This is a genomic window from Streptomyces sp. NPDC046122 (genome assembly GCF_056429965.1).
Genome location: NZ_JBWKLQ010000015.1, coordinates 29744 through 41798 on the forward strand (window position 1 = coordinate 29744; position 12055 = coordinate 41798).

Annotated in this window: 15 protein-coding genes; 9 read left to right on the plus strand and 6 right to left on the minus strand. The window is 71.7% G+C overall.

Translation table 11 applies throughout. The annotated features are described in order from the left end of the window. Positions 1-295: 295 nt before the first annotated feature. From AC07FK_RS28595 to AC07FK_RS28605, 3 genes are read left to right on the plus strand one after another with little or no spacing between them, the layout of a single operon-like run. Positions 296-985, plus strand: coding sequence for a hypothetical protein (locus AC07FK_RS28595; RefSeq protein WP_479107846.1), 690 nt, complete (start codon positions 296-298; stop codon positions 983-985). 3 nt (positions 986-988) lie between these two features. Then, positions 989-1402 (plus strand): phage holin family protein, encoded by a 414-nt coding sequence (locus AC07FK_RS28600; RefSeq protein WP_479107847.1) that lies wholly within the window; start codon positions 989-991, stop codon positions 1400-1402. Next, entirely contained in the window at positions 1378-2055 is a 678-nt protein-coding gene (locus AC07FK_RS28605) for a DUF3618 domain-containing protein (protein ID WP_479107848.1), read from the plus strand. Before AC07FK_RS28600 ends, AC07FK_RS28605 begins: the two co-directional genes overlap by 25 nt. Before the next feature lie 105 nt (positions 2056-2160). On the opposite strand, the gene AC07FK_RS28610 is transcribed toward AC07FK_RS28605, so the two are convergent. After that, positions 2161-2916, minus strand: coding sequence for an SDR family NAD(P)-dependent oxidoreductase (locus AC07FK_RS28610; protein ID WP_479107849.1), 756 nt, complete (start codon positions 2914-2916; stop codon positions 2161-2163). Between the two features lie 9 nt (positions 2917-2925). Further along, positions 2926-3276, minus strand: coding sequence for a YnfA family protein (locus AC07FK_RS28615; RefSeq protein ID WP_479107850.1), 351 nt, complete (start codon positions 3274-3276; stop codon positions 2926-2928). A gap of 171 nt (positions 3277-3447) precedes the next feature. Between AC07FK_RS28615 and AC07FK_RS28620 the strand changes: the two genes are divergently transcribed. Continuing rightward, positions 3448-4050, plus strand: a complete 603-nt coding sequence (locus tag AC07FK_RS28620; RefSeq protein WP_479107851.1) for a TetR/AcrR family transcriptional regulator — start codon at positions 3448-3450, stop codon at positions 4048-4050. 31 nt (positions 4051-4081) lie between these two features. On the opposite strand, the gene AC07FK_RS28625 is transcribed toward AC07FK_RS28620, so the two are convergent. The 4 genes from AC07FK_RS28625 to AC07FK_RS28640 all read right to left on the minus strand — a co-directional run bounded on the left by AC07FK_RS28625 (position 4082) and on the right by AC07FK_RS28640 (position 7112). Beyond that, on the minus strand, positions 4082-4831 hold the full coding sequence (locus AC07FK_RS28625) for a Mut7-C RNAse domain-containing protein (RefSeq protein WP_479107852.1): 750 nt from the start codon (positions 4829-4831) through the stop codon (positions 4082-4084). A gap of 91 nt (positions 4832-4922) precedes the next feature. Beyond that, on the minus strand, positions 4923-5171 hold the full coding sequence (locus AC07FK_RS28630; protein ID WP_479107853.1) for a hypothetical protein: 249 nt from the start codon (positions 5169-5171) through the stop codon (positions 4923-4925). A gap of 145 nt (positions 5172-5316) precedes the next feature. After that, positions 5317-6300 carry a hypothetical protein gene (locus AC07FK_RS28635; RefSeq protein WP_479107854.1) on the minus strand — a complete coding sequence of 328 codons (984 nt, stop codon included), beginning with the start codon at positions 6298-6300 and terminating at the stop codon, positions 5317-5319. A 206-nt stretch (positions 6301-6506) separates the two neighbouring features. After that, positions 6507-7112, minus strand: a complete 606-nt coding sequence (locus AC07FK_RS28640; RefSeq protein ID WP_479107855.1) for a hypothetical protein — start codon at positions 7110-7112, stop codon at positions 6507-6509. Between the two features lie 116 nt (positions 7113-7228). Between AC07FK_RS28640 and hemL the strand changes: the two genes are divergently transcribed. The 5 genes from hemL (at position 7229) to AC07FK_RS28665 (ending at position 12050) form a co-directional block, all read left to right on the plus strand. Continuing rightward, entirely contained in the window at positions 7229-8545 is a 1317-nt protein-coding gene (gene hemL / locus AC07FK_RS28645; protein WP_479107856.1) for a glutamate-1-semialdehyde 2,1-aminomutase, read from the plus strand. Further along, complete coding sequence (locus AC07FK_RS28650) at positions 8542-9216, plus strand: histidine phosphatase family protein (RefSeq protein WP_479107857.1); 675 nt, start codon at positions 8542-8544, stop codon at positions 9214-9216. Before hemL ends, AC07FK_RS28650 begins: the two co-directional genes overlap by 4 nt. 141 nt (positions 9217-9357) lie before the next feature. Next, positions 9358-10587: a polysaccharide deacetylase family protein gene (locus AC07FK_RS28655; protein WP_479107858.1), complete on the plus strand. Its 1230-nt coding sequence runs from the start codon at positions 9358-9360 to the stop codon at positions 10585-10587. 67 nt (positions 10588-10654) lie between these two features. After that, complete coding sequence (locus AC07FK_RS28660; RefSeq protein ID WP_479107859.1) at positions 10655-11278, plus strand: TlpA family protein disulfide reductase; 624 nt, start codon at positions 10655-10657, stop codon at positions 11276-11278. A gap of 10 nt (positions 11279-11288) precedes the next feature. Then, a complete protein-coding gene (locus tag AC07FK_RS28665) occupies positions 11289-12050 on the plus strand; it encodes a cytochrome c biogenesis CcdA family protein (protein WP_479107955.1) in 762 nt (253 codons plus the stop codon). Positions 12051-12055 lie beyond the last annotated feature (5 nt).

Genomic DNA, 12055 nt, shown 5'->3' on the forward strand with positions numbered 1-12055 from the left:
GAGCGGAAGGCCCCGGTTGTGGTTGCCGGGGCCTTCCGCGTGCCCGGAAGCGCCGGCGGAAGCGGAAGCGGGTGGGGGCTGGAGCCCGGTGCGGGGCGAGCGCGGTGGGGCTCCGCCCCCGGTCTCCGGCCGGCTGTGGGCCCGTGTGGATTTTAAATGTGGCTTTTGGGTTGTTTGCGGCGTGTGTCGGGGGTTACCCGGAGGATGTCCCAGCCAGCACGAGAGACATGGGGCACGGCGCGAGGGCCCCGGGCGTACCGACCGGTCTCGCGCGTCCCCGGAGAAGGTGGAATCCATGAGTGGTGTGTCCGCGAATGGCGGTGCCGGGCGTGTCCAGCAGGCCGGGCAGACAGCGAAAGAGGAGGCATCGGTCACAGCCGGCCAGGCCAAGCAGGCCGCGGGTGAGGTTGCCGGCTCGGTTGCTCAGCAGGCCAAGGCCGTCACCGGGGAGGCCAAGCACCAGGCCGGTACGGCGGCGCGCGACCTGCGCGGGCGCGTGAACGAAGAGGTGCAGGGCCAGGCCGAACGAGCGGTGGGCACGCTGCGGAAGTGGGCGGACGACCTCGACGGGATGGCCCAGAACGCGCCCGGAGACTCGCCGGTGCGCAGCCTGGTGACGCAGGCGGCCGACGGGGGCCACCGCGCGGCCGACTACCTGGACAGTCACGGTCTGGGCGGCGTCGTGGAGGACGTGCGCGGATTCGCGCGGCGTCGGCCCGGGGCATTCCTGGGCGGTGCGGCGCTGGCCGGCCTGGCCGTCGGACGGCTGGCCAAGGCAGGCAAGGCCCAGGCCGGCGGCGACGGCGGCAGCCGGGCGCGCGGCGACGGCGGCATACGGGCGGGCGAAGACGGCGGCAGCCGGATGGGCGGCGACGCCGCCGGGTTCCCGCAGGATCCGCCGGTGCAGGTCCCGCCGCCGGAGACCGACGGCCGAACGGCTCAGGCGCCCGGTTGGGCGGGGCTGCCGGGAACACCGGAGGTGTGAGGGATGGCGACGTACACACCGGCTCCCCACAAGCGGGGGCAGAACAGCTCGGTGGGTGAGCTGCTGTCGGAGGTCACCTCGGACGTACAGCTCCTCTTCCGGCAGGAGATGGAGCTGGCCAAGCTCGAAATCCGTGAGGAGGCCGGCAAGGCGGGCAAGGCCGCGGGGATGTTCGGCGGGGCGGGCTTCGCCGGGTACATGGTGGCGCTCTTCGCTTCGCTGGCGGCCGTGTTCGGCCTGGCCAACCTGATGGACGCCGGCTGGGCCGCGCTGATCGTCACCGGGGTGTGGGCCGTGATCGGCGCCGTCCTGTTCGTGATGGGCCGCTCGCGGATGCGCAGGGTTTCGCCGAAGCCGGAACGGACCGTGCAGACACTGAAGGAGGACGCGCAATGGGCACGTCACCCGACCAAGTAAGGGCTGACATCGAGACGACGCGGGAGAGGCTGTCCGCCGACGTGGACCGGCTGGCCGACCGTACGAGCCCCCGCCGGATGGCGCGCCGGCGCAACCGCCGGGTGCGTGGCGCGGTGTCGGGCGTGCGGCGGCGGGTCATGGGCAGCGCCTCGCACACCAAGGGCCTGGCCCAGGACCGTACGCAGCAGGCAGCCCAGTCGGTGCAGGAAGGCGCCGGGCAGGCGGCCGACACCGTGCGCCAGACGGCCGGGCAGGCGGGCGAAGCGGTCAGGAACGCGCCCGAGCAGGCGATGCGGCAGACCGAGGGCAACCCGCTGGCCGCCGGTGTGATCGCCTTCGGCGCGGGGCTGCTGGCCGGTTCCATGCTGCCGAGCTCGCAGGCCGAGCAGCAGGCGGCCGCCCAGCTGGCGGACCGGGCCGGTGGGGCCATCGAGCCGGTCAAGCAGGCGGCGGCCGAGTCCGCGCAGCATTTGAAGGACGACGCCGCGCAGGCGGCGCAGCAGGCGGTCCAGGAGGTCAAGGAGACCGCCGCCGAGGCAGCCCGTACGACGCAGGAGCAGGCGCGCGACCAGGCGGGTCAGGTCGCCGACCAGGCCCGGGAGTCCGGCCGGACGGTGGCGGGCGAGGCCCGCGACCAGAGCGGCGGTACGTAGCGGTCGCCGGGGCCTCTCGTGGGGCGGCCCGCGACGGGTGGCAATTCCCGTCGCGGGCCGCTCGCGACGCGTGCGACCCCGGCCACGCCCGCCGGGGGCGGGCGGTCAGAGCTCGCGGTGGACCTTGGTGTTGGAGGCCTGGGCGCGGGGGCGGACCACCAGCAGGTCGATGTTGACGTGGCTGGGGCGGGTGACCGCCCAGGTGATGGTCTCCGCCACGTCGTTGGCGGTGAGGGGCTCGGCCACGCCCGCGTAGACCTTGGCGGCCTTGTCGGCGTCGCCGCGGAAGCGGGTGGTGGCGAACTCCTCGGTCTTCACCATGCCGGGCGCGATCTCGATGACGCGGACGGGCGTGCCGACGATCTCCAGCCGGAGCGTCTCGGCGAGGACGTGCGCGCCGTGCTTGGCGGCCACGTAGCCGCCGCCGTTCTCATACGTGCCGTGGCCGGCGGTGGAGGAGAGGACGACCACCGTGCCGTCGCCGCTCGCCGTGAGGGCGGGGAGCAGGGCCTGGGTGAGGTTGAGAGTGCCGATGACGTTGGTCTCGTACATCTGGCGCCAGTCGGCGGGGTCGCTGGTGGCGACGGGGTCCGCGCCGAGCGCGCCGCCGGCGTTGTTGACCAGGACAGCGAGGGTGCGGAACGCGGTGGCGAACTCGTCGACCGCCGCGCGGTCGGTGACGTCCAGCGCGTACGCCGTCGCCTGGTGGCCGGCGGCGGTGAGCTCCGCCTCCAGGGCCTCGATGCGGTCCTTGCGGCGGGCGGTGAGCACGACGCGGTAGCCCGCGGCGGCCAGTCGGCGCGCGGTGGCGGCGCCGATTCCGCTGCTCGCTCCGGTGATGACGGCGATAGGCGTAGACATGGAGACAGGCTAGCGAGAGCGTGGTGCGTACATGATGAGGGCCATCCCGGCGAGGCAGACGAGGGCGCCGGCGACGTCCCAGCGGTCGGGGCGGTAGCCGTCGGCAACCATGCCCCAGGCCAGGGACCCGGCGACGAACACCCCGCCGTACGCGGCGAGGATGCGGCCGAACTCGGCGTCGGGCTGGAGGGTGGCCACGAAGCCGTACGCGCCGAGGGCGACGACGCCGGCGCCGGTCCACAGGAGGCCCCGGCCCTGGCCGTGGGGTCCGCCGCGTACCCCCTGCCAGACCAGCCAGGCGCCGCCGATCTCGAACAGGGCGGCGACGACGAAGAGGGCGGCGGAGCGGGCGACGGTCATGCGCTCAGCGTGCCACGTGGGGTGCGGGGGGTGAGGGGACGGGCGGGCCGCGCCGGGCGCGGGCGGGACCGCTGCCGCGCTCCGGCCCCGGCCGTGCGCGCTGCTCGGCGCTCGGCGCGGCGGGGAGGGCGGCACTGGCGCACCAACGTATGTGGGCCTACAGTTGTTGGCATGAGTGACTCGCCTGCTTCCGAAGCTCCGCCGCGCCGTCGGTCCGACGCCACGAAGGCGGCGATCCTGGGCGCCGCCCGCGAGCGGTTCGCGGCCGACGGGTACGAGCGCGCCACCATCCGCGCCATCGCGCGCGACGCCGGGATCGACCCGTCGATGGTGATGCGTTACTACGGCAACAAGGAGGGACTGTTCGCCGCCGCCTCCGAGTTCGACCTGCGCATGCCGGATCTGGAACGGCTGACCGAGCTGGCCGCGCTGCCGGGCCGGCATGTCGGGGCCGTCCTGGTCGAGCACTTCCTCGACCGGTGGGAGGCCGACGAGGTGCTGACCGCTCTGCTGCGGGTCGGCGTCACCAACGCCGCCGGGGCGGAGCGCATGCGGGCGGTGTTCCGCGAGCAGCTCGGTCCGGTCGCGGCCGGTGTGAGCCCGGTCCCCGAAGAGGCGCCGCGCCGTGCCGCGCTGGTGGCGTCCCAGATACTCGGCATGGCGATGGCCCGGTACGTGCTGCGTCTGCCGCCCGCCGTGGAGATGACCCGTCAGGAGATCGTCGACTGGCTGGGGCCCACCGTGCAGCGGTATCTGACGGCGGAGCGGCCGTAGGGGCGGCGACGGGAGCCGCCGGCCGGGGGGCTCAGGAAGCCTGCCGCTGGTCCCGGGCGGCGTCGTACGCGCGCAGGGCGTCGTCGACGATCGTCTGCAGACTGGAGTGGTGCGCGCCGTTCCAGTAGACCCGCTCGCACGCCGTGCACTGCGCGAAGACGTCGTACGAGCGCTCCGTGCCGTCCTCCAGGAAGCCGCTCACGGACTCCTTCGTGGCGTCCCTGAGATCGCCGTTGCAGGCCACGCACCGCGTCCAGGGGGACAGGGCGGGCGCGAACCGGCTCAGCACGTCGTCGAGCTGCTCCTTGGGCCGGTCGCTGTAGACGTACGCACCGGCCCAGAGCTCGCGGCGCCGCAGCAGCCCCCGGTCCCGCGACAGCAGTACGCGCCGGTCGCGCGCCGAGTAGGCGGCGAGTGCCGGGTCGCCGATGTCCTCGCTGAAGTACGCCGCGTCGACGCCGAGCAGCCGCAGCCGCCGCGCCAGCGTGCCCAGATGAACGTCGAGCAGGAAGCGCAGCGGCGCCCCCGGTACCTGCTGCGGGCGCCGGACCGCGTGCACCTCGACGCTCTCGCCGGCAGCCGGGACGTGCGACGCCGGCACCTCGCGGCCGTCGACGAGCAGGCGTCCCGCCTCGGTGAGCGGGACGCCGAGCGACTCGACGACGTGGCCGAGCGACGAGGCTCCGTCGGTGGTCACGGCCGTAGCCCCGCCGCGCCGGTCCGCCGCGACGAAGAGGTGCAGTTCGGGGGCGACGCTGAGGTGGATCTCCGGTCCGTTCACGCCGCCAGCATGCCATCGGGGCGTACGCCGCATCCAGGGCTTTTGGCCGGTGAACACAGGGTGCCGCGCGGGCGCCGCGCGGGCTCCGGCGTCACGGGCGGGGCGATCCGGCCCCGGACTCCGACGCGGGGGCGCGGTAGAGGTCGTCCAGCTCCGCCCACGACTCCCGGATGATGCCCTCGGTGACCGCCAGCAGGTCGAGCTCCGCGAGCCGGGCGGCGCTCTGCGAGTAGGGCGGCGGGGCGGGGTGCCGCCTGCGCCACCAGCAGGAGCCCGCGGCGTAGAGACCGCTCGCGCACAACAGGGCCGGTATGGCGAGGGCCGTCAGAATGTCGCCCATGCCGGGCCTCCTTCAGTGTCGATGTCCGATGCATCGGCACGCCGGGGAGACTTCTGAAGATCATACGAGGGGTGCGGGCAGGCCGACTTTTGATCGAAAGATCACCCTCGGGGCTGCCCGCGCCCGCCGCCCGCCGTCCCGTGCGTCAGCTCTGGTCGTCCTCCGCGAACGCGTCGGCCGCGCCCCCCTGGAAGAAGCCGTCCATCAGCTCGTCCATCCTCACTTCGGTGGCTCCGGCCGGGGCCTTGGCCTCCCGGCCCTCGCCCATGCGCACCACCAGCGCGAACTTCTTGACCTTCGCGTTCTCGGCCAGCGCGGCCAGGTCCACGGACACCTCGGTCAGCGCGCCGTTCCTGAGCGTGAAGTCGGCCGTGACCTTCTTGTTCGGTACGTCCTCGAGCTCCTTGGCCGTGGGCAGTTCGGTGCCCGGCGGCAGCTCCTTCGACAGCGGGCGCAGCTCGTCGATCAGCTCGGTCATCAGCGTGCGGAAGGGCGCCGTGGCCTTGATGTGCTCGGTGCCGTCCGCCCCGCCGCCGGTCTTGAAGACGACCTCCCGGGTGACGACCTGCCGCAGGGCCTTCACCAGCTTCTTCTGCGTCTTGGCGTCGAGCGTGGGTTCCGCCGAGGGCTTCCTGCCTTCAGGGGCGTCCATCTCCTCCACCAGGTCGCGGGTCTCCTCGAGCTCCTTCGTCGCGACCTTGACCCACTCGCCGGCCAGCACCTTCTTGAACGCTCCGGCGCTGTCCGGCAGTTCGTCGGCGGACGGCACCGGGTTGCCCGCCGCCTTCCCGAGCTCGGCCACGTCGGCGCGGAAGTAGGTGTAGTCACCGACCACCCGGTACTCGAGCAGGTCGCCGTCCGGGCCGCCGAACTTCATCGCCATGGCGCTGAAGTCCTTCTCGCCGGACTCCGCGACCGGCTTCCTGGACCGCATGGAGACGGAGATCCGCGCTCCGCTGATCAGCTCGGCGACCTCGTCGGGCATCTTGTCCTCGGGCTTCGACGCGGCATCCATCGCCTTCAGCGTCGCGGCGTCGGCGTCCAGGTCCAGCTCGAAGGAGAGCGAGTGCTCCTTGCCGAGCTTGTCGAAGGCGCGGTCCAGCTTCTGTCCGGCGGTCAGGTTCTCCACGGTGCCGCAGGCGGAGGTACCCGCCAGGGCGACAACGGCGACTGCGGCGGCGGTCAGGGTCTTGCGTATGGCGGGAATGACAGTCTCCTCGTAGGCGCGACCACGACCGTGGTCACCGGTGAAGACCTACGAGGTGTGCACAAGGTTGTGCGTCCCCCACTCGCGGCGCGGGGCGTGGGGCCTCCGGGCCGGCAGGCCCGGCCGCGTCAGGGCCAGACCAGGCAGTACGGCTGGTGGCCCGCCTCGTGCAGCCGGTGGCTGAAGTCCTGCCACTCGTGCAGGAGCTGGTAGACGTTGAACGCGTCGCGCGGCCCGCCGCGGTCGGGGACCGTCGACCAGATGAAGGCCGCCGCGCCCACCGACTCCTCGCCGATGCCGCGCAGCGGGTCGACGACCGTCATGGGCAGCTTGACCACCGCGTAGTCGGGGTGGAGCACGACCAGTTCGAGCGGCGGGACCTTGTGCAGAGGTATGCCCTCGATGCCGGTCAGGACCATCGCGGCCACCGTCTCCGGCTTGATCTTCGTGAACATGCCGCCCATGCCGAGCTCGTCGCCGCCCAGCTCCTCCGGGCGCATCGAGATCGGCACACGGGCCGCGGTGGCTCCGTTCGGAGCGCCGAAGTACTTGTAGGTCACCCCCACCCGGCCACTCCTGTTTCCCGTGTCCGCCTTCGCGCTCGCGTTCGCCTCGCGCCTGTCCGCCGCCCTCGCTCCGCGTTCCCGCTCGCGCTCACGCCGATGCCGGCCCCCCTGGGCCCGCTCGGGACCCAGGTCGTCGGTCCCCTCGCCCACTCCGCCACCGCGATGCATATCTCCACCCGACCACTCGCGGCCACGGCCGCGCAACCCGATCATCGTGTCAGTGACCTCCCCCACGGCCGTGCGGTGAAACACCGGTCCGCAAGACCGTCGGAGCCTCTGACACCATGGCTTGTGTGAGCTTCCCCTATGACGCCCCAGTTTCGCAGACGCTTTTCGACCGCGCGTCCCTCGTGACGCCCGGCGGCGTGAACTCTCCGGTCCGCGCATTCCGCGCCGTGGGCGGTACGCCCCGGTTCATGGTGTCCGGTTCCGGTCCGTACCTCACCGATGCCGACGGCCGCGAGTACGTGGACCTCGTGTGCTCGTGGGGGCCGATGATCCTCGGCCACTCCCACCCCCAGGTCATCGCCGCAGTTCAGGAGGCTGTCGCCCGCGGCACGTCCTTCGGTACGCCCGGTGAGGGCGAGGTCGCGCTCGCCGAGGAGATCGTCGCCAGGGTCGCGCCGGTCGAGCAGGTACGGCTCGTTTCCAGCGGCACCGAGGCGACCATGTCGGCCATCCGCCTCGCCCGCGGCTTCACCGGCCGCGCGAAGGTCGTGAAGTTCGCCGGCTGCTACCACGGCCACGTGGACGCGCTCCTCGCCGCCGCCGGGTCGGGCCTTGCGACCTTCGCGCTGCCGGACACGCCCGGCGTGACGGGCGCTCAGGCCGGCGACACGATCGTCCTGCCGTACAACGACCTCGACGCCGTACGGGCCGCCTTCGCCGCCCACCCCGGCGAGATCGCCTGCGTCATCACCGAGGCCTCGCCCGGCAACATGGGCGTCGTCCCGCCGGGCGAGGGGTTCAACGCCGGGCTCCGGGACCTGTGCCGGGCCGACGGCGCGCTCTACATCTCCGACGAGGTCATGACCGGCTTCCGTACGTCGAAGGCCGGCTGGTACGGCGTCGACGGCGTCGCACCCGACCTCATGACCTTCGGCAAGGTCATGGGCGGCGGCTTCCCGGCCGCGGCCTTCGGCGGACGCGCCGACGTCATGGCGCACCTCGCGCCGGCGGGCCCCGTCTACCAGGCGGGCACACTCTCCGGAAACCCGGTCGCGACCGCCGCCGGCCTCGCGCAGCTGCGGCTGCTGGACGACGGGGCGTACGCGAAGGTCGACGCGGTGTCGCGGGAGATCCAGGAGCTGGTCACCGCGGCGCTGGCCAAGGAAGGCGTTTCGCACCGCCTGCAGACGGCCAGCAACATGTTCTCCGTGTTCTTCACGGCCGACGAGGTGCGCGACTACGACGACGCGCGGAAGCAGGAGGCTTTCCGCTTCAACGCCTTCTTCCACTCGATGCTGGCCGACGGCGTCTACCTGCCGCCGTCCGCCTTCGAGTCCTGGTTCGTGTCCACCGCCCACGACGCACGGGCCGTCGAGCGCATCGCCGCCGCGCTGCCCGCCGCCGCCCGCGCCGCAGCGGAGGCCACGGCATGAGCGAGACCACCGTCGTCCACGTCGTGCGCCACGGCGAAGTGCACAATCCGGACGGTGTGCTGTACGGGCGCCGCGCCGGGTACCACCTCTCGGAGCTCGGCCGGCAGATGGCCGACCGCGTCGCCGAGCACCTCGCGGCCCGCGACGTCACCCACGTCGTCGCGTCGCCCCTGGAGCGCGCCCAGGAGACGGCGACGCCGATCGCCAAGGCGCACGGCCTGGACCTGGCCACCGACGAGCGGCTGATCGAGGCGGCGAACGTCTTCGAGGGCAAGGCTTTCGGAGTCGGTGACGGGGCGCTGCGCAGGCCGGCGAACTGGAAGCACCTGACGAACCCGTTCCAGCCGTCGTGGGGCGAGCCGTACATCGAGCAGGTCGTACGGATGATGGGCGCGCTGAACGCCGCGCGTGACGCGGCGCGCGGGCACGAGGCGGTCGCCGTCAGCCATCAGCTGCCGATCTGGACGCTGCGCAGCTTCGTCGAGCGGCGGCGGCTGTGGCACGACCCGCGCAAGCGGCAGTGCACGCTCGCTTCGCTCACGTCGTTCACCTTCGAGGGCGACAAGATCGTGTCCGTCGGCTACAGCGAGCCGGCCCGCGATCTCGTACCGGCGCACCTGCTGGCCGGCGCCAAGCCCGTAAAGGGTAAAGCGAAGGCATTCGGCGCGTAACAACCCCGCATTCCGGCCGCCGCTGGCAAGAATGTGCCGGTTCTCCGGAACCCGTTTCCTCACCACCGCCTCTTACTCATTGTCCGTTTGTACGACCGGCGGACGTCAACGGGGACGACGAGCGCGGATGGGGCGACGGGTATGCGGGACATGAGTCGAAGGGGTCTGCTCGGACTGGGACTCGGGGCGGCGGCCGCGGTCGGCATGGCCGGCTGCGGCGCCCCCGGGCTGACGGGGACGGGTTCCGGCAAGGGCGGCGGCGCGCCGTCGCCCGACGGGACCCCTGACGAGATACGGCTGATAGGCGACGGCTCGACGGCCGACACCGGCAAGCAGCCGAACCAGCCGGACAAGCCGGTCCCGCTCCAGCCCGGCGAGACCCCGCCGCAGTTCGTGATCTTCTCCTGGGACGGGGCGGGCGAGGTCGGCAACGGCCTGTTCCCGCGCTTCCTCAAGCTCGCCAAGGACCACGACGCGGCGATGACGTTCTTCCTCTCCGGGATCTACGTGCTGCCCGAGTCGAAGCAGAGCCTCTACAAGCCGCCGAACAACCCGGTCGGCGCGTCCGACATCGGCTACCTGACCGACGACCACATCAAGGACACGCTGAAGTACGTCCGCCAGGCGTGGCTCGAGGGCCACGAGATCGGCACCCACTTCAACGGCCACTTCTGCGCCGGGTCCGGCACCGTCGGCAACTGGACGCCCGCCCAGTGGGAGAACGAGACCGCCCAGGCCAAGTCGTTCGTCACCCAGTGGAAGACCAACAGCGGCTGGACCGACCTCGACCCGCTGCCCTTCGACTACGAGAAGGAGCTCGTCGGCGGCCGCACGCCCTGCCTGCTCGGCCAGGACAACCTGCTGCCGACGGCGAAGAAGCTCGGCTGGCGCTACGACGCCAGCTCGCCCGGCGGCCGCCAGATGTGGCCCGTGAAGCGGGGCGGTCTGTGGGACCTGCCGCTGCAGGCCATGCCGTTCCCCGGCCACTCCTTCGAGGTGCTGTCGATGGACTACAACATCCTCGCCAACCAGTCGAAGAATTCCACCCAGGGCATGCCGTCGCGCTACCCCGGCTGGAAGAAGCAGGCGACCGACGCCTATCTCGCCGGTTTCCGCCGGGCGTACGAAAGCAATCGCGCGCCCTTCTTCATAGGCAACCACTTCGAGCAGTGGAACGGCGGAATCTACATGGACGCCGTCGAAGAAGCGATCAAGGGCATGGCCGGCAAGAAGGACGTGCGCCTGGTCTCCTTCCGGCAGTTCTGCGACTGGCTCGACGTGCAGGACCCGAAGGTGCTCGACAAGCTCCGTTCCCTCGAAGTCGGACAGTCCCCGGCGGGCGGCTGGAAGTCTTTCCTTAAGGCGTCTTGACAAGGGGCTTTACGGGCACCGCGGGGGGCGCGGAAGATCACTGGAACGCCCATGCGAAACTTTTCACATGAGCCTCAGCCGCGCCCTCCGCCGCCGCTCGCACCGCACCCGCCGCGCCACGTCGGCGGGCGCCGTCGTGATCGCGGGCGCGCTCGCCCTGACCGCGTGCGGAGGCGGCGGCACCGAATCGTCGAAGTCGAGCGGCACGAACTTCGTGACCGCCGCCGGCGGCATCTCCACCGTCGCCGAGGGGGAGCGGCAGGACGCCCCCAAGCTCGACGGCGAGACCCTCCAGGGCGAGAAGCTCGACGTCGGCGACTTCAAGGGCAAGGTCGTCGTCATGAACGTCTGGGGTTCGTGGTGTCCGCCCTGCCGGGCGGAGGCCCCGCATTTCGCGAAGGTCGCCAAGGAGACCAAGGACAAGGGCGTCGAGTTCGTCGGCATCAACACGCGTGACCACTCCACGCAGCCCGCGATCAAGTTCGAAGAGGATTACGGCGTCGAGTACCCCAGCCTCTACGACCCGATCGGCAAGCTCCTGCTGCGTTTCCCCAAGGGCAGTCTGCATCCGCAGGCCATTCCGTCGACCATCGTGATCGACCGTGAGGGCAGGATCGCGGCGCGCTCGCTGACCGCCCTCAACGAAAAGAAGCTGCGCCAGATGATCGACCCGCTGATCGCGGAGAAGTGACCCTGTGAGCATTCTCGCCGCCGCGATCACCGACCCGAACCCGACGGTTCTGAGCGGTGCCCTGATTCTCGCTCTGCCGATCGCCGTCGCCGCCGGTCTCGTCTCTTTCTTCTCTCCCTGCGTGCTGCCGCTCGTACCGGGATATCTGTCGTACGTCACCGGGATCAGCGGTACCGACCTCGCGGAGGCCAGGCGCGGGCGCATGGTCGCGGGCGCCTCCCTCTTCGTGCTCGGCTTCACCGCCGTCTTCGTCTCGACCGGGGCGCTCTTCGGCTACTTCGGCCAGACGCTCCAGGAGCACCAGGAGACGCTGTCCCGGGTGCTCGGCGGCCTGATGATCCTCATGGGCCTCTTCTTCATGGGGCTGATGCCCTGGATCACCCAGCGCGAATTCCGCTTCCACAAGCGGCCGGCGGCGGGACTCGCGGGAGCGCCCGTGCTGGGCGCTCTCTTCGGCATCGGCTGGGCGCCGTGCACCGGTCCGACGCTGGGCGCGGTCACGACGCTCTCGTTCACCGAGGCGAGCGCGGGACGCGGGGCGATACTGACCGTCGCGTACTGCCTCGGCCTCGGCGTGCCCTTCGTGCTCGCCGCGATGGCGTTCCGGCGGGCGCTCGGCGCGTTCTCGTGGGTCAAGAAGCACTACGCCTGGGTGATGCGCATCGGCGGACTGATGATGATCGCGACCGGCATCCTGCTCGTCACGGGGATCTGGAACGGCATCATTCAGGACATGCAGGGCTGGACGGACAGCTTCACGGTGGGGATCTGAGTTCC